23 protein-coding genes and 1 tRNA gene are annotated in these 23,180 nt (G+C 62.3%); 17 read left to right on the forward strand and 7 right to left on the reverse strand.

The features are described from left to right. Nucleotides 1–636 precede the first annotated feature (636 nt). Nucleotides 637–709, reverse strand: a tRNA-Ala gene (locus SYN60AY4M2_RS00995). 248 nt (nucleotides 710–957) lie between these two features. Between SYN60AY4M2_RS00995 and sppA the strand changes: the two genes are divergently transcribed. The 4 genes from sppA to pheA all read left to right on the forward strand — a co-directional run bounded on the left by sppA (nucleotide 958) and on the right by pheA (nucleotide 5,058). After that, on the forward strand, nucleotides 958–1,998 hold the full coding sequence (sppA, locus tag SYN60AY4M2_RS01000) for a signal peptide peptidase SppA (RefSeq protein WP_011430309.1): 1,041 nt from the start codon (nucleotides 958–960) through the stop codon (nucleotides 1,996–1,998). A 25-nt stretch (nucleotides 1,999–2,023) separates the two neighbouring features. Further along, the gene (gene alr / locus SYN60AY4M2_RS01005) at nucleotides 2,024–3,328 is read left to right on the forward strand and encodes an alanine racemase (protein WP_240527663.1); all 1,305 of its coding nucleotides are present in this window, start codon (nucleotides 2,024–2,026) and stop codon (nucleotides 3,326–3,328) included. Nucleotides 3,329–3,780: 452 nt separating this feature from the next. Then, entirely contained in the window at nucleotides 3,781–4,155 is a 375-nt protein-coding gene (locus SYN60AY4M2_RS01010; protein WP_041438331.1) for a late competence development ComFB family protein, read from the forward strand. 3 nt (nucleotides 4,156–4,158) lie between these two features. Continuing rightward, a complete protein-coding gene (gene pheA / locus SYN60AY4M2_RS01015; RefSeq protein WP_011430306.1) occupies nucleotides 4,159–5,058 on the forward strand; it encodes a prephenate dehydratase in 900 nt (299 codons plus the stop codon). A 117-nt stretch (nucleotides 5,059–5,175) separates the two neighbouring features. Here the strand turns inward: pheA and SYN60AY4M2_RS01020 are convergent, their stop codons facing one another. The 5 genes from SYN60AY4M2_RS01020 to SYN60AY4M2_RS01040 all read right to left on the reverse strand — a co-directional run bounded on the left by SYN60AY4M2_RS01020 (nucleotide 5,176) and on the right by SYN60AY4M2_RS01040 (nucleotide 12,233). After that, nucleotides 5,176–6,231, reverse strand: a complete 1,056-nt coding sequence (locus SYN60AY4M2_RS01020) for a sulfite exporter TauE/SafE family protein (protein WP_240527664.1) — start codon at nucleotides 6,229–6,231, stop codon at nucleotides 5,176–5,178. Next, nucleotides 6,182–7,231: a Gfo/Idh/MocA family oxidoreductase gene (locus SYN60AY4M2_RS01025; protein ID WP_011430304.1), complete on the reverse strand. Its 1,050-nt coding sequence runs from the start codon at nucleotides 7,229–7,231 to the stop codon at nucleotides 6,182–6,184. Before SYN60AY4M2_RS01025 ends, SYN60AY4M2_RS01020 begins: the two co-directional genes overlap by 50 nt. A 108-nt stretch (nucleotides 7,232–7,339) precedes the next feature. Beyond that, nucleotides 7,340–8,992 carry a phospholipid carrier-dependent glycosyltransferase gene (locus SYN60AY4M2_RS01030; protein ID WP_099812116.1) on the reverse strand — a complete coding sequence of 551 codons (1,653 nt, stop codon included), beginning with the start codon at nucleotides 8,990–8,992 and terminating at the stop codon, nucleotides 7,340–7,342. A 186-nt stretch (nucleotides 8,993–9,178) separates the two neighbouring features. Further along, nucleotides 9,179–10,216 (reverse strand): carboxypeptidase-like regulatory domain-containing protein, encoded by a 1,038-nt coding sequence (locus SYN60AY4M2_RS01035; RefSeq protein WP_011430302.1) that lies wholly within the window; start codon nucleotides 10,214–10,216, stop codon nucleotides 9,179–9,181. 58 nt (nucleotides 10,217–10,274) lie between these two features. Then, nucleotides 10,275–12,233 (reverse strand): carboxypeptidase regulatory-like domain-containing protein, encoded by a 1,959-nt coding sequence (locus tag SYN60AY4M2_RS01040; RefSeq protein WP_240527665.1) that lies wholly within the window; start codon nucleotides 12,231–12,233, stop codon nucleotides 10,275–10,277. A 167-nt stretch (nucleotides 12,234–12,400) separates the two neighbouring features. Between SYN60AY4M2_RS01040 and rpmJ the strand changes: the two genes are divergently transcribed. The 13 genes from rpmJ (at nucleotide 12,401) to SYN60AY4M2_RS01105 (ending at nucleotide 22,072) form a co-directional block, all read left to right on the forward strand. Continuing rightward, a complete protein-coding gene (gene rpmJ / locus SYN60AY4M2_RS01045) occupies nucleotides 12,401–12,517 on the forward strand; it encodes a 50S ribosomal protein L36 (protein ID WP_011430300.1) in 117 nt (38 codons plus the stop codon). A gap of 214 nt (nucleotides 12,518–12,731) precedes the next feature. Beyond that, nucleotides 12,732–13,115, forward strand: coding sequence for a 30S ribosomal protein S13 (gene rpsM, locus SYN60AY4M2_RS01050; RefSeq protein ID WP_011430299.1), 384 nt, complete (start codon nucleotides 12,732–12,734; stop codon nucleotides 13,113–13,115). An 88-nt stretch (nucleotides 13,116–13,203) separates the two neighbouring features. Beyond that, nucleotides 13,204–13,590 carry a 30S ribosomal protein S11 gene (gene rpsK / locus SYN60AY4M2_RS01055; protein WP_011430298.1) on the forward strand — a complete coding sequence of 129 codons (387 nt, stop codon included), beginning with the start codon at nucleotides 13,204–13,206 and terminating at the stop codon, nucleotides 13,588–13,590. A 122-nt stretch (nucleotides 13,591–13,712) separates the two neighbouring features. Continuing rightward, the gene (locus tag SYN60AY4M2_RS01060; protein WP_011430297.1) at nucleotides 13,713–14,708 is read left to right on the forward strand and encodes a DNA-directed RNA polymerase subunit alpha; all 996 of its coding nucleotides are present in this window, start codon (nucleotides 13,713–13,715) and stop codon (nucleotides 14,706–14,708) included. A 72-nt stretch (nucleotides 14,709–14,780) separates the two neighbouring features. Further along, complete coding sequence (gene rplQ / locus SYN60AY4M2_RS01065) at nucleotides 14,781–15,131, forward strand: 50S ribosomal protein L17 (protein WP_011430296.1); 351 nt, start codon at nucleotides 14,781–14,783, stop codon at nucleotides 15,129–15,131. Between the two features lie 5 nt (nucleotides 15,132–15,136). After that, entirely contained in the window at nucleotides 15,137–16,000 is an 864-nt protein-coding gene (gene truA, locus SYN60AY4M2_RS01070; protein WP_011430295.1) for a tRNA pseudouridine(38-40) synthase TruA, read from the forward strand. 49 nt (nucleotides 16,001–16,049) lie between these two features. After that, nucleotides 16,050–16,505: a 50S ribosomal protein L13 gene (gene rplM / locus SYN60AY4M2_RS01075; protein WP_011430294.1), complete on the forward strand. Its 456-nt coding sequence runs from the start codon at nucleotides 16,050–16,052 to the stop codon at nucleotides 16,503–16,505. Then, nucleotides 16,502–16,915, forward strand: coding sequence for a 30S ribosomal protein S9 (gene rpsI, locus SYN60AY4M2_RS01080; RefSeq protein WP_011430293.1), 414 nt, complete (start codon nucleotides 16,502–16,504; stop codon nucleotides 16,913–16,915). Before rplM ends, rpsI begins: the two co-directional genes overlap by 4 nt. A 77-nt stretch (nucleotides 16,916–16,992) precedes the next feature. Next, complete coding sequence (gene rpmE, locus SYN60AY4M2_RS01085; protein WP_099812117.1) at nucleotides 16,993–17,214, forward strand: 50S ribosomal protein L31; 222 nt, start codon at nucleotides 16,993–16,995, stop codon at nucleotides 17,212–17,214. A gap of 70 nt (nucleotides 17,215–17,284) precedes the next feature. Beyond that, nucleotides 17,285–18,370, forward strand: a complete 1,086-nt coding sequence (prfA, locus tag SYN60AY4M2_RS01090) for a peptide chain release factor 1 (protein WP_011430291.1) — start codon at nucleotides 17,285–17,287, stop codon at nucleotides 18,368–18,370. A gap of 74 nt (nucleotides 18,371–18,444) precedes the next feature. Beyond that, nucleotides 18,445–21,078 (forward strand): bifunctional aconitate hydratase 2/2-methylisocitrate dehydratase, encoded by a 2,634-nt coding sequence (acnB, locus tag SYN60AY4M2_RS01095; RefSeq protein ID WP_099812118.1) that lies wholly within the window; start codon nucleotides 18,445–18,447, stop codon nucleotides 21,076–21,078. Between the two features lie 75 nt (nucleotides 21,079–21,153). Continuing rightward, nucleotides 21,154–21,447 (forward strand): PepSY domain-containing protein, encoded by a 294-nt coding sequence (locus SYN60AY4M2_RS01100; protein WP_099812119.1) that lies wholly within the window; start codon nucleotides 21,154–21,156, stop codon nucleotides 21,445–21,447. A gap of 184 nt (nucleotides 21,448–21,631) precedes the next feature. After that, a complete protein-coding gene (locus SYN60AY4M2_RS01105) occupies nucleotides 21,632–22,072 on the forward strand; it encodes an Hsp20/alpha crystallin family protein (RefSeq protein WP_099812120.1) in 441 nt (146 codons plus the stop codon). 314 nt (nucleotides 22,073–22,386) lie between these two features. Here the strand turns inward: SYN60AY4M2_RS01105 and SYN60AY4M2_RS01110 are convergent. Beyond that, nucleotides 22,387–23,180 (reverse strand): RNA-guided endonuclease TnpB family protein (locus SYN60AY4M2_RS01110; RefSeq protein WP_143597297.1); only part of this gene is annotated, 794 nt, incomplete at its 5' end.

Consider the following 23,180-nt stretch of genomic DNA (forward strand, 5'->3'; position numbering starts at 1 on the left):
GGGAGGTACAGGATAAAGTTCCCTGCAGTATAGAGAAGTTTTCCGGTGGGTTCAAGCCAGGGGAGGGATCTTGTAAGGTTTCTTTCCGATTCCGAGGCCTGTTGGCCGCCCTTCTTGTCTTGGGGGCTCCTCATCAGGGAGTTGAGCTGGCAGCGGAACCTCTGTTTGGCCGTTTTTTCGCCAGAAGACGTCTCCCTTCCCCCCAGAGCTCAGCTGCGGCCTGGGGTTGCCTTGAGAGCTTGCTACGATTGCCCCCCTTGCTTCACCCGCAGTACACACTATCGCTGCCCGGGATCCCTCCAGCCTGCCACCACCAATAGTTTGCACCATTTTTTATTTAGTTGCACCCTATAATTCGGCGGCGTTTTAGAGCATCTTTGTCCAATGGCAGGGGCCCTTCGCCCAGGGATCGGCGCAGATCTGCAAGGGATTGAGGCAGCGTCAGCTAGAAGCCGCAGGAGCCCCGCTCCGTACCCCCTTCCCCCCGTATACGGGGAAAGGGGGGCGACCATGGCCGGGTTGCCTCACGGCGGCTCAGATACCTCCCGCAAGGCGGGGATCCCATGGCCGAAGCCGTCTCCTCCGGTCGGAGGGAAGGAGTGACCATTTGCTGGGCCTCGGATGCTATCAGGCCAATGGAGCTTAGCGGACTCGAACCGCTGACCCCTTCAATGCCATTGAAGTGCTCTACCAACTGAGCTAAAGCCCCAAGATGCAGCCTTCCGGCAAGAGCCTGGGCAATTGATTTATGCCCGCTCCAGACTACAATTTTAGCCTGTAGAAGCTGCTTTGGCGGTGAAAAGTACGGGAATCTATCCTAAATAGACGGGAGATCCTTGTCAAGAGTTGGGTTGGAGCGTCCACTTGCAAAAGTGGAGATTGGATCCACCTGGCTCCTGCCCTCTGTTGCAGGAGCTTGCCGGGTGATAGAACGGAGTCAGCGACATTGGGGGGCTTGTGACACAGGGATCTCAGCTTAACCGCCTTTTGGCCGCTTCCTTGCTGGTGGTCTGCCTGATTGCGGCTGTTATTGGCGGCACACGACCTGCCGCAGAGTCGGTTCGGGGTGGCGTCGGGCTAGAGGCCCCTCGAGGGGCGAATCGCATTGAGGTGGTTACCATCGAGGGAACGATAGGAGGGCCACGGGGCTCGACTTTGGTAGGTTTGCCCACCTCTCCCTTAGATCAGTTGCGGGAAGCTGTCGAGGATCGCGCCGTCAAGGCTGTATTGCTGCGCATCAACAGCCCGGGCGGGGCTGTGGGATCCAGCCAGGAGCTCTACCGCGCCGTCACGGCTCTGCGGGAAGCCGGCAAGCCGGTGATTGCCGTCATGGAAGACGTTGCCGCCAGCGGCGGCTACTATGTAGCCAGTGCTGCCGACAAGATCTACGCCAACCCGGGCACCCTGACCGGCAGCATAGGGGTGATCATCAGCGGCCTCAACTTTGGCAAACTGCTCGACAACTACGGCATAGAGCCGCAGACCTTCAAAACCGGCGAGTACAAAGACATTCTTTCCCCTTTCCGGGCTGCCACCCCCCAAGAGCAACGTCTGCTGCAAGAGTTGGTGGAGGATACCCTCGACCAGTTCGTTCGCGATGTGGCCCGCGGACGCCAGCGCTTGCCGGACAAAGGGGCAGAAAAGGTGCTGGATGCGGAGATGATCGCCCGACGGCAAAGCTTGGATGAGGCGCGGGTGCGCCAGTTGGCCGATGGGCGCATCTTCACCGGGGCGCAGGCTGTGGAGTTGGGCCTGGTAGATGCCCTGGGAGGATATGCCGAAGCCGTGGAAGATCTGCGGCGCATGACCGGGGATCCCTCTTTGTCGCCAGCAACGGCGAGAGATCCCTTCCAACGCGCCCTGCAGCGACTATTGAGCCAAGGACTGCCTCCGCAAGGGCAAAATCTCTGGCCCGCTCGACTGTTGGGGAGCCACGAGGTGGCCGGGATCCCGGAAGTGCCGCTGCTGTGGATGGCGCCCGGGTGGACTTTGCGCTAAACCTGACAGTGATCATAGGCTTGGTGTGAGGGGTGAAGCTGTGGATCACACGCCGGACGACGCTTCTGCGCTGGCGACGGCAGGGCATAGCCCCCTGGCCACGGCGTCCGCCTCGTGGACCCAGAGCCAGGGATCCCAGGGAGCGGATCCCGTCGGCGAGACGGGGTTCTGGCCGGATTTCAACCCAGAGCTGGAGCTGCTGACCAGCCGGGCATGGGTGGAAATTGACGCAGCCCAATTGCGAGAAAATCTGCGTCTGTTGCAGGCGCGCCTGTCGCCAGACACTGAGATCTGGGCAGTGGTCAAGGCCAATGCCTACGGCCATGGAGCTCGCTTGGTGGCTCCCATAGCCCTCGCTGCCGGTGCCAAGGGGTTGTGTGTGGCCACCCTGGCAGAAGGGATCGAGCTGCGGCAGGCCGGCCTCCAGGCCCCGATTTTGGTGTTGGGGGCTTTGAATACCTGGGCCGAGCTGCAGCAGGCCATGGCTGCGCGGCTGGAGGTCAGCCTCACCCGGGCCGAGCAGATCCCCGTGATGCGCCAGGTGGCCCGTTGGGCCGGGCGGCCTGTTCCTGTCCACGTCAACGTCGATACGGGCATGACCCGCCTGGGGATTCCCTGGCAAGAGGCCGCCGCCGTGTGGGGGCAGATCTGCCGGATCCCCGAGCTGGAAGGCTGTAGCCTGTTTTCCCACTTCGCAACGGCAGATGAGCCCGATTCTCCGGTGATGGCCCAGCAAGAGGCCCGCTTCGCCCAGGTGGTGGAGCAGATCCGCCAGGCCGGGGATCCCCTGCCCCCCCTACATCTGGATAACTCCGCCGGCGCCCTAACCCATCTCCACTATCCCCGCGTGCGGTTGGGGCTGGCCCTCTACGGCTTGTCTCCTGCCCCGCACCTGCAGGTGCCGGGGTTGCGGCCGATCCTGCGCCTCAAAGCGCGGTTGACCCACATCCAAACCGTACCCGCCCACACCGGCGTCAGCTATGGCCATCGCTACGTCACTTCTCGCCCCAGTCGCATTGCCACACTGGCCATCGGCTATGCCGACGGGATCCCACGGCGGCTTTCCGGCTGGCTGCGGGGGTGGGTGCGCGGCAGCCTGATCCAGCAGGTGGGCACGATCACGATGGATCAGTGCATGTGGGATGTCACCGAGAGGCCGGATATTCAGGTGGGTGATGTGGTGGAGCTGCTGGGCCCCCATCTGGCGAGTGCGGGTTTCTCAATCCAGGATTGGGCGGATCAGTTGGGCACCATTTCCTATGAACTGCTGTGCGGACTTTCTGCCCGCCTGCCGAGAGTGCTGGTCAACGTGCTCGGGGAAGCTAGCTGACGTTGACGCTATGGCACGTTTTTGTTGGGCGGTTTATGGTAGCAGCAAATGCAGGCGAGGTTTTAAGCGTGGGTTCGGATCCCTACCTCCCCCCTCAATTCTGGTAGAGGGGCTAGCAAGTGAGAACTGACTCCCGCCAGCAGAGGAGTTGGGGTGAAATTGTAGCTGGCCGCGTCGGCGCCTGGGGGTTTGCGGTCACTTCTCTTCCTGTTGAGCTAGAAACCGCAGGAGCCCCCTATATCCCCCCGCCCCCCTGCCCCCCGTATACAGGGGGTTGGGGGCCCGTATACAGGGGGTTGGGGGGCGGTCGGAGTCGGGTAGTTTACGTAGGGTAGCTTTTCCTGACTTGTCAAGTAGTGAAGGATATAGCAGCCTCAGAAGTAAGCCGAGAACCGTCCTGTTTTTGGGAAAATGAGGACTGGCGGCGGGATCAGTGACATCGGGAGGCAGCCATGGAGGCACGCAAACCTCTGAAGAGGTTGGAAAATCAGATGGAGCGGGCTGTTCTGGAGATGGTGAACGAGCTGCTGCTCCTGGAAAGCCAGCAGCGCTACTGCTCCTGTGAGAGATTCTGTCACGATGCCGCCGCCTTGGCCCTCAACAACCTCCAGCCCCGCTACACCACCAGTTTTGAAGGCTCCATATACACCCTGGAAGCCATCCAAGCAGATCAAGAGTTGCAGAGCCTGATTCGGCGGGAGGTGGGGAAGGCTATGGAGATAGTGGCGGCAAATCCCCGTTGCCCAGAGCCTGATTGCCCGCTGCAGCGCAACGTCGAGGCAGTAGAGTTAGAGCTGGCTCCTAGCGACACTCGCAAACAAAACTAAAGAATGGCTTTAATCGTCTCCTCTGCGCCGGTAGCCTTCCTCGGCCCTGTTGGAACCTACACGGAGTTGGCCGCTCTGCTCGCCTGTCCCGAGCAGCCCCATCTCCATAGCCAGGGGTCCCATCCTCTGGTGCCCTACCCCACCATTAGCGCCTGCTTGGCAGCCGTGGCTGCGGGCGAGCAAGAATGGGCGGTGGTGCCGGTGGAGAACTCCGTTGAGGGCGGGGTCTCGATGACCTTGGATGCCCTCTGGCAACTGGAGGGGCTGAGCATTCGCCAGGCGCTGATCCTGCCCATCCGCCATGCCCTCATCGGCTGCGCCTCCCGGCTGGAGCAGATCGAGCAGGTCTATTCCCATCCGCAAGCCTTGGCCCAATGTCAGGCTTGGCTGGGATCCCATCTGCCCCGGGCGACCTTGATTCCAACCCGCTCCACCACCGAAGAATTGGAGCGGCTGCGAGCGCAGCCCAACGCTGCCGTCATTGCTTCAGAGCGGGCCGCTGAGCTCTACCAACTGCCGGTTTTGGCCTGTCCCATCAACGACCACCCGGATAACTGCACCCGCTTTTGGGTGGTGGGCCGTCGCCGTTCCTCGCCAGGGGGATCCCATACTTCCTTGGCCTTCAGCCTGCCCCACAATGTGCCAGGGGCGCTGCTAAAGCCGCTGCAAGTCTTTGCAGAGCGGGGCCTCAATATGTCGCGCATTGAGTCGCGCCCCACCAAGAAATCGGCGGGGACCTATGTCTTTTTTGTCGATCTGGAGAATCCGGTCGGCCAACCCTATCTGGATGCAGAGGTAATCGCTGCCCTGGAAGCGATCGCAGAAACCCTGAAGCTTTTCGGCAGCTACCCCGTCCACGACCTCAGCAAGCCGAGCGAGCGTCGTCCTTGCAACTCAGAATAGGACAGGCCGGCCAGGCCCGACTTGCTATCTGCGGGGATCCCGAAGCCTTTCCCTCCCCTCCTAGACCCAGATACGCTAAAAGAATAGGGGAGGGTGAGGCGTCGAAGTTGGGAATTGCTACTGGTTGTCCAGGGCTTGGTAGTCCTGCCAGGCTTGCCAAAAAACGTAGAGGGAAAGCCCGGCGAGAAAGGTTCGAAAAAGCAGGCCGACGATCTCATCCGGCAGCTTGGGCAGGGTGCGGGTGCTGATCTGGACGCCGACCAACCCACCTGCACCCAGGATCAGGCCCGGGATCCAGAGCACATTCTGGCGGATGGTGCCATCTCCAAAGCCGAGCGCGTTCGCCATCCAGTTGCCCAGGCCCGCATGGCTGAGGGTAGCAGCAGTTGCCGTGAGAACAATTGCCCCCAAGCTGGTTTGGATGGCCACCTTGAGGGTTTCTCGCAACAGCAGGATCTGCAGGGGCACCAGGATGACGCCACCGCCGATGCCGAAAAGCCCCGCCAACAAGCCGGCAGCGCCACCGGTGAGGGTGCGGGCCAGCCACCGCGGCATCTGCCCCTCGGCAGCAGGGCGGTCGCGGAGTTCTCCAGCGTCGTCCGTCCCCCCGGCAGCAACCCCTGGCCTCTCCAACGCTTGGGCGTGGGCGACCACGGTTTTGCGCAGCTCCACCAGGTAAATGTTCGCCAGCAACAGCACCCCAAAGGCCGCTAGTAGCAGATAGCCGGGCAGGCGACTGGCGAGGATCGCCCCAACCTGCGCCGTAAACAGAGCCGGGATCCCCAGCAAAATTACCCGTTTGGGATCCAGCATCCCCATGCGCCAGTTTTGGATGCTGCCGGCCAAGGAGGTGAGGAGAATGGAAAAGTTGCTGGTGGCCACCGCCTGCAGCGGCGGGATCCCCAAGCTCACCTGCAAGGGCACCAAGATCGTCCCGCCGCCAATGCCCAAAAAACCGGCCAGGATCCCTGCCGCCAGGCCGCCGATTGCTAAGGCCAACCCCTCTTCTACCACGATTGCCCGACCTTGCCTCTCCACAAAGCCTCTGCCCTCCTCGCCCTCCCCACCCATGACCGGCTGGCAGAAGATACCACCTGCCCCCGCCTGGAGGCCGGCGGCAAAGCTAAGACAAAAAGCTGCGGCAGGGTTTGGCCTCCCTCCAGGCGCATCCATCTAAGGCGATCCGCTCCACCTCGGAAGCCAACTTCAAGGCCTTCAGGGCCTGCTCCCCGCCCACCGACGGCTGGCTGCCCCCCCGCACACAGTTGATAAAGTGCTCCAGCTCGGCGTGGAGCTTGTCAATGGGTTCGATGTGAACCTTCTCGATGAGGCAGTCCCGCTGGTAGGACACCTGGCCGTAGTCGCTGCTGCTGGATCCCTGGCGATAGATGGAGATCTCGTTGTGCAAAAAATCGGCTTCCACCAGGGCATTTTTGCAGTGGACGGCAATTTTGCGCACCTTGCGATGGGTAACCTTGCTGGCCGTGAGGGTGGCGATGGCACCGTTGGCAAAGGTGAGGGTGGCAGTGACGTAGTCCAGGTAGCCCAGCTTGGAGGCGCGGTTGCCGCTGGCGGTAATTTGGGTTACTGGGGAGGGGATCAGCTCCAGCAACAGGTCGATGTCGTGGATCATCAGGTCGAACACCACCGACACGTCGCTGGCCCGGTCAGAGTAAGGGCTGAGGCGGTGGGCCTCGAAGGCCAGCGGCTCTTCGCTTTGCAAAACTTGGCCCAGCTTTTGAAAAACGGGGCTGAAACGCTCGATGTGCCCCACCTGCAAAATGCAATTGCAATCGGCAGCGCGGTTCACCAGGGATTCTGCCTCAGCGATGCTGGCGGCAATGGGCTTTTCGATCAGCACATGGACCCCCGCCTCCAGGCAGGCGATGCCCACCTCGTGGTGCAAAACCGTCGGCACGGCGATGGCTACTGCCGCTACGTGGGGCAGCAGGTCGCGGTAATCCTCGTAGAAGTGAACGCGGTGGCGGCTGGCCACATCCAAACCCCGCTCCACATTGATATCGGCTACCCCTACGACCTGCACATCCTTCATCAAGCTGAAGACGCGGGCGTGGTGCTGGCCCATGTTGCCGACTCCAATGACGCCCACAGGCACCGGCTGCCCGGGGTAACGGCGGGGAGAGTTGGCAGGACGCGGGCAGGATCGAGCCATAGGTTTCCACTACCTCCACCACAAGCGCTTGACAAACCGCACCCCGCCTTTGGGCAACGAAGCGCAGCTACTCCTGAAACAAACTGCACAAAGCTTACCATGCCCTCCTCAAATCCAGTTCAAGCCGGGAATGGGCGGCAGGCGCAGGGGGGCCCGCTCGCAGGCTTGGGGACTGAAGCAGAATAGGGGCACAGGGGTGGGTCGGAACCACATGCGGGCATAAAATCCGCCGGGGCTGAGGGGAAGGCCAAACCAAACAGGGAAAAAGAAGAGAAAAGACGCCAAAACCAAGGCTACTGCCGTGATGCTCGCCCCGCGCCAGAAGCGGCGATAGCTCTGCCAGCCCAGCAGCACCAGCCAGGCCAGGGCCAGGGTGCTAAATGCCAGAGCGCTCATGTAGTGGTAGATGAAAACGCAGCGGCTGACGATAAACCAGGGCAGGTAGTTGGCCGCATAGCCAATTAAGATAAAGGCTTCCACGCCATGGAAGCGGCGGATCCCCCGCCAGACCAGCACCAGGATGGATCCCGTCCCCAGCCACCACAGCCAGGGATTGCCCAGGCCGTGGACCACTCGCCACAGGTCGCCCTGCGCGGCGAAGTAGTAGCCCACCGGGCGGCCCATAATCGGCCAAGACCAGGCTCCTGCCGAGGCCAAGGGGGTGGTCAGCCAAGGGCGCAGCGCCGGGAACCAGGCCACCAGGGATCGCAAACTGGTGGAGCAGTAGGGGTGAACGGGGGTGTTTTCGTCCACCACGAGATCGGCATGCAGGTGCCCGCTGTAAACCGCCTGATTGATGAGCACTAGAGAGCGAAAGTAATTCTGGATCCCAGTCCAGCTCCAACCCAGGGCTAGCCCCTGCTGCGGGTTGAGCTGCAGGTGGGGGATCCACTGGATGGCGTAGAAAGCCAGCGGCGCAAGGACAAAGCAAAAGGCATAGTGCCACCAGCGCAGGTGGCGGATTTGGATCAAAATGCCCAGACGCGGGATCCACTGCGGGCGCAGCCAGACCACCGCCCAAACAAGGATCCCCAACAGGGCAAACATGAAGGCAAACCAGAGGCCGTTCCACTTCACGGAAGCCGCCGCCCCCAGGAGGATCCCCGAGCCGGTCAGGTGAACGGCCCGTTGCCAACCGCGGCGTTCCAGCCCGCTTAGCAGCAGAATGGTGGCCGCCAGGCCAAAAGCCACCAGGTACACGTTAATCAGGCCAAAGCGGGACTCCACCAGAAACACCCCGTCCGTGAGCAGCAGGGCCCCACTCAACAGGGCAAAGCCCACGTGATAGGTGAGGCGGTAGGCCAAGCCGGTCAGCAAGAGCGGGATCAGGGATCCGCACAAGGCGGTGGCCAGGCGAAAGCCCCACTCGTTGCGGCCAAAAAGCTGGATACTGAGGGCGATGAAGTACTTCCCCAGCGGCGGATGCACGTCGTAGAGGGGCTCGCCGTCGAGATAGTTCTGGGCGAACTTGGGAAAGTACACCTCGTCGAACACCGGCGCCGGCAACTCGGCCAGTCGCCACAGGCGCAGCCCCAGGCCCACCAGAAAGATGGCGAGCGCTCCCCCCAGCAGCCAGCGGCGGGATCCCTCCGGCCAAATCCCGACCAAGGCAGAAGCGGACGAGGAAGTGGCGAGCTCTGCTGCAGCGGGAGGATCGCCGGATCCCACTCCACCAACGCCCTCGGAAGACGCTGGCGACAGCTCATCTCCTTCCGGGCCTAGATCTCGATCTTCGGCAAGAGGGTTGGGTTCGGAACTCATGGGCAGCAGCCAACAACAAACGGCGAGGATCCCCAGTGTTACTTTAGCCCCTGCTCCCCTTCTTTGGACTTCCCTAGAAGAGCTGGAGGATCTCGAGAACAGCCATTTGCTCCGACTTTGCGGGGCATAGGGCTGACAGCGGCTGCTTGGAACCCCCACTTCTGGGGCTACGGGAGGGGGCGAGCTCTAGGGAGTGGGTGTAGGGGTGGGGATGACCAGCTCCACCGCTGTATCCAGGCGCGAGGGCGGGGGTGGGGCCTCGCCTGGGGCCAGTTCTAGGTAGGAGGCCAGGGGGTGATTGGCTTGCCAGCGGGATCCGATTTCGGCGGCGATTTGGGTGACCTGGATTTGGTAGAGCTGCGCCAGCTCAGCGGCGTTGAGGTTGCCCCGCTCCACCTGGTCGCGGCTGGCCTCCGCCAATACCTCCGCCACGAGGTTGCCCTGCTCGTCAAACCGCCACAGCTCTAGGCGGCTGCGGGAGCGCAGGCTCACCTCCGTGGGCGAGGCCGGGCGGGTGAGGACATCGACGCGGGCGATGACGATGGCCTCCAGGCCTAGGTAATCGAAAAACTGGCCTACCGCTTCCGGCTTGCGGCGATCCCACTCAAACAGCTCGTAGATCGGCCAGCCCACCTGGCGCAGAATCGGCTGCAGGCGGCGGTTGTCCAGGGGCACCACCTTCTCGCTATTGGGGATCAGGCCCAGGCGCACTGCCTCCATGGCCAGGCGCTGGCCTAAAAGCTGGGTGTGCTCCAGTCCTCCCACTCCCAAAACGCCGAGGCGACGCCGGGGTTGGGGCCGGATGGGCACCTGCAAAACCACATCTACAGGGGTGGTCAGGCCCGCCTGCAGCAGGATCTCCTGTTGCACTATTTCGTAGTCGGGGTGCCATACGGTCAACATCCAACGTCCGGCAGGAGCCTGGTTGAGCTCAAACGCCCCCTGCTCGTCCGTTTGGATCGGCTGATCGAGGTTCTCCAAGCCCTCCAACTGCACCTGCGCCCCGGCCACCGGCTGACCCAGGCTGTTGCTCACCTGGCCCACCAGCCGCGCCTGGGATCCCGCTTGATCTCTGTTATGAGAAGGAAACAGCGGCGTGAAACGGGGAAGGGGGGTGGCCGGCGCCTGGGCCAGCGCTCCTGGAGTCAGTGCCAGCCAGCACCAGAGAGCCAGACTGCCCAAGCGGACCCTGCGCCGCAGCGAAGTGAGGAAGAAGAAAGGCATGGCGACATCCCCTAATCGCAGTGGGTTCTGGAGAGACAAAATCCTGCTGCAGGGATCCTCACCCCGCAAAGGGATTGTTGGCCTGCCATTGTTGGATAAAGACGGGCACCATGTTGCGCACCTGCAGCCGAAACAGGCCCGCCGCCGCATCTTCAAACAGCGGATCCCCGCCCACGTCGTCCCGGCCATAGGCCTCGTAGTAGCGAGCCCGATCCCCCGGTCGATCCCGCTGCAAGTCCACCACCACCACCACCCCGCGGCTGCGCAACTGGTTGGGGGTGAAATTGGGAATTTCCACCGGCACCGTCGGCGCCAGAAAGCGCAAGGCCGTATTCAGCAGCGGGCTGCCCTGGCGGTTGTAATCCCGCGAGATCTGCAGGTGAGTCAAGAGGATGTAGCGCAAGCCCAGGGCATCGCCAACGGCCTTCAGCTTGGCCAAGTCGGCGGTGTAGCGCTCATCCCGATCCAAGAGTGTCAGATCCTGGACGAGGGGCAAAAGCGGCTCAAAGCGGGGATCCGGCCCCAGTGGCCCCTTGAGGAGGATCACGGGTCGCTGCGGCTGTAACTCCTTCAGGGCCAGGCTGAGGTGGCGGGCCAGCTCATCCGAGTAAACCGGCTCATCCGGCAACAGGCCAATGCCCTCCGGCTGGCGGGCCGGCTGCCCCGGCGGCAGGCGAATATCTTGGCTGGATACAAAACCGGCCCGCACCTCCACCTGGGTGCTGGTGGGCGGAAACCCCGCCACCTCCACATCCACCAGGTACAGCCCCGCCGGCAGTTCCGGCAGGACATAGGTGCCGTCGGCGGCGATGCGAACCGTCTGCTGGGGTTGGGTAGAGGTGGCGGCCAGGCGCAAAACCCCCGTCTGGACGGGTTGGCCGGCAATGTCCAGCACCCGCCCCGTCACCACCCCGCGGTTGCCTGAAGAGGGGATCTGGGCCTCGGTCTCGCGCTCGCCAACTTGAGCCTCAATATCCACCAGACGCCGCAAAGCCGGGATCCCTGCCGCCACCACCCACAGATCCCGATCGCCCAGCCTCACCAAACCCGTTGGCTGCCCCTCCAGCCGCAGCGAGGCGGCCAATCGCCCCGCCTCCAGATCCACGATTTGCAGGCGGTCGCTGTTGCGGGAGGTCACGTAGGCCCAGCGGCCATCGGGAGAAAGGGCCAGCCGCGTCGGTCGCCAATCCAAGCCAATCCGCTGCAGAGCCTCGCCGCTGCGATCCAGATCCAGCACCGTCAGATCTTGGCTGCCCGAGTTGAGCACCACCAGGCGCTGCCGTTGCGCATCTAGGACCATGGCTTCCGGCGTGTTGCCGCCGCGCCAGCGGGCCAGCAGCTCTCCATTGTCGGGGTTGACCACCAGCAGGCTGAGGGGATCCTCCCCAGCCAGGCCGACAAACAGGGATCCCCGCTCTGGGGCATAGGCCAAAGCCAAAGGTGGCCCCGGCAGCGGCAAGTTGCGGGCCTGCGGCGGCTCCGATCCATGCCGTTGGCGGTTCGGAGCGGGAATCACCGCCAAGCTTTGGGCGGCGGGCAGGGAGGCGAAAACCCGCCCCCTGGCCGCATCCACAGCCATGTCCAGAACCCCCGCCGGCAGCCCGTAGGCCTGCAGCAGCTCTCCGGTGAGCAGATCGAGGGCCACCACCCCAGGAGCATGGGGGCCGGCGGCATAGACCACCTGCCGTGCCGCATCCACCCGCACCACGCCGGGGGCAAACCCCACCGCCACCTGCCACAAGGGATCCCCGCTCGCCCCATCCAGCAGCGCCACTGCCTGCGCTTCCAACAGTCCCACCGCCAGCCAGCCCCGCTCCGGCACCGCATCGAGGCAATCGGCAGAGCTGGGCAAGGGCAACAGCCAATCCCCCTCTGTCCTCAGTTCATTCCCGTCCGCCGAGAGGTTCCCCCCAGAAGCGGGAGAGCCTGTTTCCGGCGAAGGGATCCCTTGCCCCAACACGGGGGATCCCAAGCCCAGCACGCCGCTCATCAGCACAACCAGCCATTGCCAGCGCATCGCCTTCTTCGCTCCTCAACCGCGCCTGCTCTGCTTCTGCGCCCAACCAGCATAGCCAACCTGCTCGCCCTTCCCTATTGGATTCACGTCAGAAAACCCAAACAATTTTTGACAGTCTGCCGCGGCGACCTTAGAATGGATATTCGCTGGTTTCGTCAGGATAAACCATGAAGGTGCGGCCCTCCGTCCGTCGAATCTGCGAAAAGTGCCGAGTCATCCGCCGCCATGGCCGGGTGATGGTGATTTGCCCTGCCAACCCCAAGCACAAGCAGCGGCAGGGGTAGAGGGGCGGATGGAGGAGTGCGCCCGACGGTGGGGAACAGATCCAAACGGCCCTGCTGCTGCCGCGGAAGATCAAGCAACCCCTCTCTTGGCGAGAGGAGACTCTGGGTTCCTCACCTCAACAGCGACGTCTTCCGGCCAAAGCTCCACGCCGCCAACCTCGGCCTGGCCTATGGAGCAAGTTTATCTAAGTTTGTTTGAAAGGTACCACCGACCATGGCACGGATTGCGGGAGTTGACATCCCACGCGACAAGCGAGTCGAGATCGCCCTCACCTACATCTACGGCATTGGGCTGACCCGCTCCCGCCAAATTTTGGCGAAGACCGGCATCAACCCCGATACCCGCACCCGCGACCTTACCGACGCCGAGGTGGCCGCCTTGAGGGCAGTGGTAGAAGGCGAGTACCAGGTGGAGGGAGATCTGCGCCGGCAGGAGGCGATGAACATTAAGCGGCTGATCGACATCGGCACCTATCGGGGCCGCCGCCATCGTCTGAACCTGCCTGTGCGTGGCCAGCGCACCCGCACCAACGCCCGCACCCGCAAGGGGGTCAGGAAGACGGTGGCCGGCAAGAAGAAAGCTCCCGCCAAGAAGTAGTGGCGCGGCTGGGGCGGCGGGCAGAGTTTCCCACCCTCTCCAAACTGCAAAACGGGATGTAAACAGTTGTTCAAAGGACGCACAGGTCATGGCTCGGCAGCAACGGCGCGGACGCAAGGTCAAGAAGAATGTCCCCAACGGTGTGGCCTACATTCAGTCCACCTTCAACAACACCATCGTCACCATCACGGATCCCAATGGCGACGTGGTGTCTTGGGCCTCCGCAGGTTCTACGGGGTTCAAGGGCGCCAAGAAAGGCACCCCCTTTGCAGCCCAAATGGCGGCAGAGAGCGCAGCGCGTCAGGCCATGGAGAACGGCATGCGCCAGATTGAGGTAATGGTGAGTGGCCCTGGCGCCGGTCGGGAAACCGCCATTCGCGCTCTGCAGGCCACTGGTCTAGAAATCACCCTGATTCGAGATATCACTCCCATTCCCCACAACGGCTGCCGTCCCCCCAAGCGGCGGCGCGTCTAAAGGGATCCCCAGGGCGGGCCAAGCGCTGGCGACAGGCTTGCCCTCCTGCAGGATGTGAGGCATGGCCTCCAGTCTTCTAAGTTCTCCAAACAGATGTTGAGCCAGACGGACGGGGCTACTCTATGATGCAGACCAGCCGAACCCTCCACAATCTGGGCAGCAAAGCCGCTTCTAGTGCTGCTCCCTACCAGACCGAGTGCGTCGAATCCCATCAGGAAGCCAATGGCGTTCACTACGGCAAATTTGCCCTGGGGCCACTGGAGCGGGGTCAAGGGATCACGGTGGGCAACGCCCTGCGGCGGGTGTTGCTCTCCAACCTAGAAGGGACGGCAGTAACCGCTGTACGCATTGCCGGGGTGACCCACGAGTTTTCCACGGTGCCGGGGGTGCGGGAAGACGTGATGGAGATCCTACTCAACATGAAGGAGCTGGTGCTGCGCTCCAACGCTCCCGACACGCAGGTGGGCCGTTTGGTGGCACAAGGGCCGGGAGAGGTGACCGCCGAGAAGCTGCAATTGCCCAGCGAGGTGGAAGTGATCAACCCCCGCCATCACATTGCCACCTTGGCGGAAGGGGCGATCCTGGAAATGGAGTTCATGATTGGCCGCGGACGTGGCTACCGTGCCGTCGATTACTCCGACAGCAAATCGATGGCCATCGACTTTCTCCAGATCGACTCCGTCTTCATGCCGGTGCGCAAAGTCAACTACACCGTTGAGGCGGCGCGGGTGGGACAATCTCTGGAAAAAGATCGCCTAATTTTGGAGATTTGGACCAACGGCAGCCTCACCCCCCAGGAGGCCCTCAGCCAGGCGGCTCGCATTTTGGTGGGCCTGTTCTCGCCGCTGCAGGAGGTCAGCTTCGACACCCCGCCAGAGCCCCGGCAAGCTGAGGATAACCAGAAGAACCAGATCCCCATCGAAGAGCTGCAGCTCTCGGTACGGGCTTACAACTGCCTGAAGCGCGCTCAAATCAATACGGTGGCGGATCTATTGGTTTATACCGAAGAGGATTTGCTGGAGATCAAAAACTTCGGCCAAAAATCCGCGGAAGAGGTGGTGCAAGCTTTGAAGAACCGCCTAGGCCTAACCTTGCCCCGCGAAAGGAGCAAGACGTAGAGCCTTGCCGGCTCGCTGCGGCAAAACCGGTCAACATCTCCACAGGACACAAGATAAAAGGCAGAGGCTACTATGCGTCACCGCCGTCGTACCCCTCACCTCAACAAGCCCGCCGACCAGCGCAAGGCCCTGATGCGGGCGCTGACCACGGCCCTGCTGCGGGAAGGGCGGATCACGACCACCAAAGCCCGCGCCAAAGCCATTCGCGCCACCACTGAGAAAATGATCACCCTGGCCAAGGACGGCTCTCTGGCAGCGCGGCGGCAGGCCCTGGCCTACATCTATGACAAGGAGCTGGTGCGCTCCCTGTTTGAGCAAGCGCCGGAGCGCTACCGCGATCGGCCTGGGGGCTACACCCGCATCCTGCGCACGGTGCGTCGACGGGGCGACGGGGCAGAAATGGCGGTCATCGAGTTGGTGTAGGCCCCATGCAGAGCCGTCGCATTGCCCTGAAAATTCAGTACCTCGGCAGCGGCTTTCGCGGCTGGCAGCGGCAAGCGGGCCACCGCACCGTGCAAGGGGTACTGGAGGAGGCGATTGCGTTGCGGGCCGGGCACCCGGTGGCCCTCTACGGGGCAGGTCGCACCGATACGGGGGTTCATGCCTCGGGCCAGGTGGCCCACTTCGACACCACCTCTGGCATCCCGCCGACGGAGTGGGCGCGGGTGCTCAACGACTGTCTGCCGGAAGATGTGGTGGTATTGGCTTCCGCTCAGGTGCCCGATTTCTGGCATGCCCGCTTTTCGGCTCGCTGGCGCCGCTATCGCTACTTGATCCTGAACCGGGAGCTGCCGGATGTGTTCTGGCGCCTCTTTAGCTGGCAGGTGCGCTGGCCTTTGCAGGTGGAGCCGATGGCGGAGGCCCTCAACTCTCTTCTGGGCGAGCACAGCCTAGAAGCCTTTCGCCGCCGGGGATCCGACCGGCCCCACTCGCGGGTGCAGGTGCAGGAGGTGCTCTGCCAGCGGCTGGGGGATCTCATCAGCATCGAGGTGCAGGCCAGCGGCTTTCTCTACCGCATGATGCGGCTGCTGGTGGGATCCCTGGAGGTGGTGGGCCGTGGCGAGATCAGCCCACAACAATTTGTCCACCTCTGGCAACACAACGACTGGAGCCGGATGCGCACCCGCTACAGCGCCCCTCCGCAAGGGCTGTGCCTGGTGGATGTGGGCTATGCTGGGGATCCCTTTGGCCGCCGCTTCGCTCACTCGCCGCCCTTTTGGGCCTTGCCCCTGCAGGGGTTGCCCAAAACCCCCGATTGGTCGGCGGCTTTGTGTGTTTCTTCCCTGGCCTAGGCGTTTTCTTGTCCATTCCATTCTGCGGTTGATGTCATCCTTGGCTGCCATGAACACAACTCCCGTTCCTCCCCCCGAAACTCTAACCCCTCGCTGGTATCTGGTGGACGCTGCCAACCAGCGCCTCGGCCGCTTGGCCGTGGTTGTGGCCAAGCTCCTGCGGGGCAAGCACAAACCCAACTTCACCCCTCACCTGGATACGGGGGACTACGTGATCGTGATCAACGCCGAGAAAGTGGTGGTCACCGGCAAAAAGCGCACCCAAAAGCTCTACCGCCGCCACTCTGGCCGTCCCGGCGGCATGAAAGTCGAGACTTTTGCCCAACTGCAAGCTCGCCTGCCGGAGCGGGTGATTGAGAAAGCAGTGAAGGGGATGTTGCCCCACACCCGCCTGGGCCGGCGGCAATTCACCAAGCTAAAAGTGTACGCCGGGCCCCACCACCCCCACGAGGCCCAGCAACCTCAGGTTTACCCCATCCACACGATCCCAGGAGCCAAAGTATGACCCAAGCAGCCAGCAGCCAACGAGCCGTCTACTGGGGAACCGGACGCCGCAAAACGGCTGTCGCCCGCGTGCGCCTGGTGCCCGGCACCGGCAAGCTGATCATCAACGACAGGCCCGGCGACCAATACCTGCAATACCAGGAGGCGCTACTGGCCAGTGTGAAAGCGCCGTTGGAGCTCCTCGGCCTAGAGAACTCCTACGACATCTTGGTGCGGGCTCATGGCGGCGGCGTCCACGGTCAGGCCGATGCCATCAAGTTGGGCGTGGCGCGCGCCCTCTGCGAGGTGGATCCGGCTAACCGCGGCCCCCTCAAGACAGAGGGCTACCTAAAACGGGATCCGCGCGCCGTGGAACGGAAGAAATATGGCCTACGCAAGGCCCGCAAGGCTCCCCAGTACTCGAAGCGCTAGGGATCCCTGCCATTGCTTTTTCAAGTTAGATGTTGATAGACAAGGGTATAGGAACAGGCCCAGAGGAGGAGATTGCCATGCCCAAAAAAGGAATACACCCCCAGTGGTATCCCGAAGCCAAAGTCATCTGCAACGGCGAAGTGGTGATGACAGTGGGATCCACCAAGCCGGAGCTGAAGGTCGATGTTTGGTCGGGCAACCATCCCTTTTTCACCGGCAGCCAGAAGATCATTGACAGCGAAGGCCGCGTGGACAAGTTCATGCGCAAGTACGGCATGGGCGGCAAGAAAGCTAAGTAGCCGAGCTTCAATCTGAGTTTCTTTTCTGCCTTGCTGGGCATTGCTGTGAGTCTTCGCTGACACTGGATCTATGGCCTCTGCTCAACTCATCGAGCAGCTTAAAAACGTTGAAGCCACCTTTCAGGAGCTGACGGTACGTCTGGCCGATCCCGATGTGGCGACCGATCCGGCTGAGCTGCAGCGGATTGCCAAGGCCCGCTCCTCCCTAGAAGCCACCGTCCAGACCTTTCACGAGTGGCAAAAGCTCACTCGCGAGCTGAAGCAGACGGAAGAGCTGCTGCGGGAGGTGGCTTCCGACGACCCAGAGCTGGAGGCGATGGCCAGGGCAGAACTGGAGCAACTGCGCGTCCGCCAAGAACAACTGGAGGAAAAGCTGACCCTGCTGCTGCTGCCCCGGGATCCCAACGACGAGAAAAACATTATGTTGGAAATCCGCGCCGGCACCGGCGGCGAGGAGGCGGCCCTGTGGGCGGCGGATTTGGCCCGCATGTACACCCGCTACGCCGAGAAGATGGGCTGGTCGGTGCGCCTGGCCAGCCTCTCGGAAGGAGAGATGGGAGGCTACAAAGAGGCCATCCTGGAAATTCGCGGGGATCAGGTCTACAGCAAGCTGAAGTTCGAGGCCGGCGTGCATCGGGTGCAGCGGGTGCCCGTGACAGAGGCCCAGGGGCGCGTCCACACCTCGACGGCCACGGTGGCGGTGATGCCGGAAGTGGACGAGGTGGAGGTGGTGATCGACCCGAAGGACATCGAGATCAAGACGGCGCGCTCCGGCGGGGCGGGCGGCCAAAACGTGAACAAGGTGGAAACGGCGGTGGACCTCCTCCACAAGCCCACCGGCATCCGCGTGTTTTGTACCGAGGAGCGCTCCCAGCTGCAGAACCGGCAGCGGGCGATGCAGATTTTGCGGGCCAAGCTCTACGAGATGAAGCTGCAGGAGCAACAGGCCTCCATCAGCTCCGCCCGTCGCATGCAGGTGGGAACGGGATCGCGCTCGGAAAAAATTCGCACCTACAACTACAAAGACAACCGGGTTACCGATCACCGCCTCAACCAGAACTTCCTGCTCGAGCCAATTTTGGAAGGGGAGCTGGACGAGTTGATCCAGGCTTGTATTGGCCTATACCAAAAAGAGCTGTTGGCGGAGCTATCCTGAGGGGGCAGAGCTGGCTGCTGCCGAGCTGGCGGTAGAATGAATACCCACATCGAGTGACCTAAGGAATCCTCCCCATGCTGGCCGAGTACCGCCAACATGCTGCTGCCCGCGCGGCCCAAGGGATCCCGCCGCTGCCCTTGAACGCCGCCCAGACCAGCCAGGTGTGCGAGCTGCTCAAGGATCCCCCCGCCGGCGAAGAGGCCTTTTTGTTGCATCTGCTTACAGAGCGGGTGCCGCCGGGGGTGGACGAAGCGGCCTATGTGAAGGCGGGCTTTTTGGCCGCTGTGGCTAAGGAAGAAGTGCACTCGCCCCTCATTACCCCCCTGCGGGCGGTAGAGCTCTTGGGCACGATGCTGGGGGGCTACAACGTCCAGGTGTTGCTGGAGCTGCTGCAGGATGAGCGACCGGAAATTGCCGCCGCAGCGGCCCGCGCCCTCAGCCACACGCTGCTGGTTTTCGACGCCTTCCACGACGTGCTGGAGCTGAGCCAAGCGGGCAACGCCTATGCCCGACAGGTGCTCCACTCTTGGGCGGAAGGGGAGTGGTTCACCGCCAGGCCGCCCCTGGCCGAGGCGATCACGGCGACGGTGTTCAAAATTGCCGGCGAGATCAACACCGACGACCTCTCCCCGGCCGCCCACGCCACCACCCGCCCCGATATTCCCCTTCATGCCCAGAGCATGCTGGAATCGCGGGCGCCGGGAGCGATAGCAGCCATTGCCGAGCTGAAGCGCCGCGGCCATCCGGTGGCCTTTGTGGGGGATGTGGTGGGCACGGGATCTTCCCGCAAGTCCGCCCTTAATTCCCTGCTCTGGCACATCGGCCACGACATTCCCTATGTGCCCAACAAGCGGGCCGGCGGGGTGATTCTGGGGGGCACGATCGCGCCCATTTTCTTCACCACTGCCGAAGATGCCGGCGCCCTGCCCATCCAGTGCGATGTCTCCTGCCTGGAGACGGGCATGGTAGTGACGATCTACCCCTACGAGGGCGTTATCCGCTCTGAGGATGGCCAAGTCCTCACCACCTTTTCCCTGCAGCCTGTGACGCTGCCCGACGAGGTGCGGGCCGGGGGCCGCATCCCTCTCTTGATTGGCCGGGCCCTTACTGACAAAACCCGCCAGGCCCTGGGGCTGGATCCCTCCCCCCTGTTCATTCGCCCCACCCCGCCCGCCGACACGGGCAAGGGCTATACCCTGGCCCAGAAAATCGTCGGCAAAGCCTGCGGGCTGCCCGGAGTGCGCCCCGGCACCAGTTGCGAGCCGCTGATCACCACGGTGGGATCCCAGGACACCACCGGCCCCATGACCCGCGACGAGCTCAAGGAATTGGCCTGTCTGGGCTTCAGCGCCGACCTGGTGCTGCAGAGCTTCTGCCACACCGCCGCCTATCCCAAGCCGGTGGATATCCAGGTTCACAAAGAGCTGCCCGACTTTTTTGCCTCGCGGGGAGGTGTCGTCCTGCGGCCGGGCGACGGCATCATCCACTCCTGGCTCAACCGCATGCTGCTGCCGGATACTGTTGGCACCGGGGGCGACTCCCACACCCGCTTCCCTTTGGGCATTTCCTTCCCGGCTGGCTCTGGGCTGGTGGCCTTTGCCGCCGCCATGGGGGTGATGCCCCTGAATATGCCGGAGTCGGTGCTGGTGCGCTTTAAGGGGGAACTGCAGCCCGGGATCACCCTGCGGGACATTGTCCACGCCATCCCCTACGTGGCCATCCAGCGGGGGCTGCTCACCGTCGAGAAACAGGGCAAGAAAAACGTCTTTGCCGGGCGAATTATGGAGATCGAGGGCCTGCCCAACTTGAAGGTGGAGCAAGCCTTCGAGTTCACCGACGCCTCGGCGGAACGCAACTGCGCCGCTTGCACCATCCAGCTGAGCGTCGAGACGGTTGCCGAGTACCTGCGCTCCAACGTGGTGCTGCTGAAAAACCTGATCGCCCGCGGCTATCAGGATGCGAGAACCCTGCTGCGGCGCATTGCCAAGATGGAGGCCTGGCTGGCCAACCCCACCCTGATGGAGGCGGATCCCGATGCCGAATACGCTGCCGTGCTCGAGATCGACCTCAGCGCCATCAGCGAGCCGATCGTCTGTGCCCCCAACGATCCCGACAAGGTGATGACCCTGAGCGAAGTCCACGCCCAGCACGCGGCCGGCAACCCCGACACACCCATCCACATCGACGAGGTGTTCATCGGCTCCTGCATGACCAACATTGGCCACTACCGCGCCGCCGCCAAGATTTTGGAAGGCCAGGGGCGGGCCAAGGTGCGCCAATTTTGGATCTGTCCTCCCACCCGCATGGACGAGGCGCAACTGCGCGCCGAAGGGGTGTACGGCACCTTTGCCGCTGCCGGGGCGAGGACGGAGATGCCCGGCTGCAGCCTGTGCATGGGCAACCAGGCGCGGGTGGCAGACGGGGCCACGGTTATGTCCACCTCCACCCGCAACTTCAACAACCGCATGGGCAAAGACGCGCGGGTCTATCTGGGATCCGCCGAGCTGGCTGCCGCCTGCGCCCTCTTGGGCCGGATCCCTACCCCTGAGGAATACCGGGAGATCGTCGCCACCAAGATCCAGCCCTTTGCCGGCGAGCTGTACCGCTACCTCAACTTCCACGAGATCCCCGGCTTTGAGGACGAAGGGCGGGTCATCCCCCGCGAGCAAATGCCCAAGCTGGAGGAAGCCCTCGGGATCCGTCCCTAGACCCAGGGGGGCTTGGCAGCTTGGGCTGCCCTGCTACCATGGCAAGGTGGTGGCCTTAGCCTTGGAGAAACCCTGATGGCCCCGCCTCGAAAACTCGCCCGCCAGATCCACCGCGCCCTGGCCCCCATCCTGGCTCTGCCCTTGGTGGTAACGGTGGTAACGGGATCCCTTTACCAAATTGCCCGCCTCAACGACAACTTCGACTACTACTGGCTGATCCAAATCCACAAAGGGCAATGGGGGCCTCTGGATCTGCAGGCCGTCTACCCGTTCTTAAACGGCTTGGGGCTGTTGCTGATGGTGGCTACCGGCCTGAGTTTGTGGCTGCAGACGAGATCCCACCGCCCCCCCAAGCGCACCGATTCCTGACAGCTTTCTCCTATTCCTTGGGCGAGAAAATACCCCCATCGATTTCCAGAAAACTCGCCCTCTTGAGCCAGCCAGATCACTTATCCTAATGTACAGAGGCTAGGCTAAAGCCTGGTGAGTAAATCTTAACTTAAAGAGAAGCTAACCAAAAGTTAACCAAAATCTGCTCAGGAGGTGGATAGATATGGCTCTGGTTCGCTGGGATCCCTTTCGGGAAATTGACGAAATTCAACGGGAAATGAACCGGATGTTTGACCGGCTGATGGCTCGCCCCGCCGAGACCGATGCCTATACTTTTGTGCCGGCGGTGGAAATGCACGATGATCCGGAAACCATTACCCTGAAACTGGAGCTGCCCGGCTTGAACCCCAACGATCTGGACATCCAGGCGACGGGAGAAGCGGTCTCCATCAGCGGCGAGCGGCGCTTTGAAAAACGCTCCGAAGACAAGGGCGTAACCCGCACCGAGTTCCGCTACGGGCGCTTCCAGCGGGTGATCCCGCTGCCCAACCGGATCAAGCACGATCAGGTGAAAGCGGAATACAAAGATGGGATCCTCACCCTGACTCTGCCCAAGGCGGACTCCGAAAAAGCCCAAGTGGTCAAAGTGAACGTTGTCTCCTAAGGGGGGGAGGCGAGCGCCACTTTTGGCTTAACAAGATCCAGATCCCAGAGGTAGGCTCGTGGCCTACCTTTTTGGGTTTTTTGGCTTTTCGATCCTCAACTCCCCTCTCCCTCTGGGAGAGGGGCTGGGGGTGAGGGCGACCCCAGCTTACTCCAGCCCAGGGATCCGATTTGACCTCTGCCCCTAGGGTTGGATAAGTTTGAGGGCGAAGTGGCTGGGGAGCGAGAGCATGGCCAGCGTGACCTACGAACACGTTACCAAGCGCTACGGCGACACCACTGCCGTCCACGACGTAAACTACCCGGCTCCGACCGCTAAGCGGTACGGAGCGGGCTTTCAGTAGCCCTGAGCCTGCTCTGCTCTACCAGAGAACAAAACAAGCCCGAACTTCTAGGCTGGTTTACGACAGCCCCCAAGAGCGCAATTACGTTTGCACCATTCAAATCCGCATCTCCTTCCCATCCACAGTGCCCACACTTGAACGACTTACCACTGCGATAGGATTGCGCAGGATCGGGATGGATGTGTAAACACTTGTGACAGGTCTGCGACGTGTAGGCGGGCGGCACAAGAATCAGAGAAACCCCTGCAACTCTCGCCTTGTACTCCAGAAACTGACGTAGTTGGTAGAACGCCCAACTGTTGGTTCTGCGCCGTTCGGCCTTGTTGCGCGGCTGTTGATTGACTCTTTCACGGATCCCTGTCAGGTCTTCCAGGGCAATAGCGCTGTTGGTAGCTTTTGCCCTAGAGACAATAGCTTTGGAGATGCGATGATTGACCCACGCCTGAAAGCGCCTCTCCTTGCCAGACAGCCGTTGCAACAGTTCTCTGCATCTGCGCCGCGAACTGCGTGTGCCCTTACTGGCTTTGCGTTGGAGTGCCGCCCTCAACCGGGAGTAGTGGTCTCGGACTTTGTTCAACTGCTGTCCATTCCAGTGATCTCCTTCCGATGTATGGGCAATATCTGTCCTTCCCAAGTCCACCCCGATCACCTTGTCGGTATCTTGTTGCTTGGGTGGTTTTTTCTCTACGCAAATCTGGATGTAGTAGGAGCCATCTTTGCGCTTGATCAGCGTGGCAGCTTTTGGGTTGGAACCAGCCAGCATCC

The sequence above is a fragment of the Synechococcus sp. 60AY4M2 genome (assembly GCF_002760375.1).
Lineage (GTDB): Bacteria > Cyanobacteriota > Cyanobacteriia > Thermostichales > Thermostichaceae > Thermostichus.

Excerpts from the sequence above, each read along its gene's own strand:
- SYN60AY4M2_RS01010 (WP_041438331.1), top strand. The coding sequence starts at position 3,781 with ATGGAGGCACGCAAACCTCTGAAGAGGTTGGAAAATCAGATGGAGCGG.
- pheA (WP_011430306.1), top strand. The coding sequence starts at position 4,159 with ATGGCTTTAATCGTCTCCTCTGCGCCGGTAGCCTTCCTCGGCCCTGTT.
- SYN60AY4M2_RS01020 (WP_240527664.1), bottom strand. The coding sequence starts at position 6,231 with ATGGATGCGCCTGGAGGGAGGCCAAACCCTGCCGCAGCTTTTTGTCTT.
- SYN60AY4M2_RS01025 (WP_011430304.1), bottom strand. The coding sequence starts at position 7,231 with ATGGCTCGATCCTGCCCGCGTCCTGCCAACTCTCCCCGCCGTTACCCC.
- SYN60AY4M2_RS01030 (WP_099812116.1), bottom strand. The coding sequence starts at position 8,992 with ATGAGTTCCGAACCCAACCCTCTTGCCGAAGATCGAGATCTAGGCCCG.
- SYN60AY4M2_RS01035 (WP_011430302.1), bottom strand. The coding sequence starts at position 10,216 with ATGCCTTTCTTCTTCCTCACTTCGCTGCGGCGCAGGGTCCGCTTGGGC.
- SYN60AY4M2_RS01040 (WP_240527665.1), bottom strand. The coding sequence starts at position 12,233 with ATGCGCTGGCAATGGCTGGTTGTGCTGATGAGCGGCGTGCTGGGCTTG.
- rpmJ (WP_011430300.1), top strand. The coding sequence starts at position 12,401 with ATGAAGGTGCGGCCCTCCGTCCGTCGAATCTGCGAAAAGTGCCGAGTC.
- rpsM (WP_011430299.1), top strand. The coding sequence starts at position 12,732 with ATGGCACGGATTGCGGGAGTTGACATCCCACGCGACAAGCGAGTCGAG.
- rpsK (WP_011430298.1), top strand. The coding sequence starts at position 13,204 with ATGGCTCGGCAGCAACGGCGCGGACGCAAGGTCAAGAAGAATGTCCCC.
- SYN60AY4M2_RS01060 (WP_011430297.1), top strand. The coding sequence starts at position 13,713 with ATGATGCAGACCAGCCGAACCCTCCACAATCTGGGCAGCAAAGCCGCT.
- rplQ (WP_011430296.1), top strand. The coding sequence starts at position 14,781 with ATGCGTCACCGCCGTCGTACCCCTCACCTCAACAAGCCCGCCGACCAG.
- truA (WP_011430295.1), top strand. The coding sequence starts at position 15,137 with ATGCAGAGCCGTCGCATTGCCCTGAAAATTCAGTACCTCGGCAGCGGC.
- rplM (WP_011430294.1), top strand. The coding sequence starts at position 16,050 with ATGAACACAACTCCCGTTCCTCCCCCCGAAACTCTAACCCCTCGCTGG.
- rpsI (WP_011430293.1), top strand. The coding sequence starts at position 16,502 with ATGACCCAAGCAGCCAGCAGCCAACGAGCCGTCTACTGGGGAACCGGA.
- rpmE (WP_099812117.1), top strand. The coding sequence starts at position 16,993 with ATGCCCAAAAAAGGAATACACCCCCAGTGGTATCCCGAAGCCAAAGTC.
- prfA (WP_011430291.1), top strand. The coding sequence starts at position 17,285 with ATGGCCTCTGCTCAACTCATCGAGCAGCTTAAAAACGTTGAAGCCACC.
- acnB (WP_099812118.1), top strand. The coding sequence starts at position 18,445 with ATGCTGGCCGAGTACCGCCAACATGCTGCTGCCCGCGCGGCCCAAGGG.
- SYN60AY4M2_RS01100 (WP_099812119.1), top strand. The coding sequence starts at position 21,154 with ATGGCCCCGCCTCGAAAACTCGCCCGCCAGATCCACCGCGCCCTGGCC.
- SYN60AY4M2_RS01105 (WP_099812120.1), top strand. The coding sequence starts at position 21,632 with ATGGCTCTGGTTCGCTGGGATCCCTTTCGGGAAATTGACGAAATTCAA.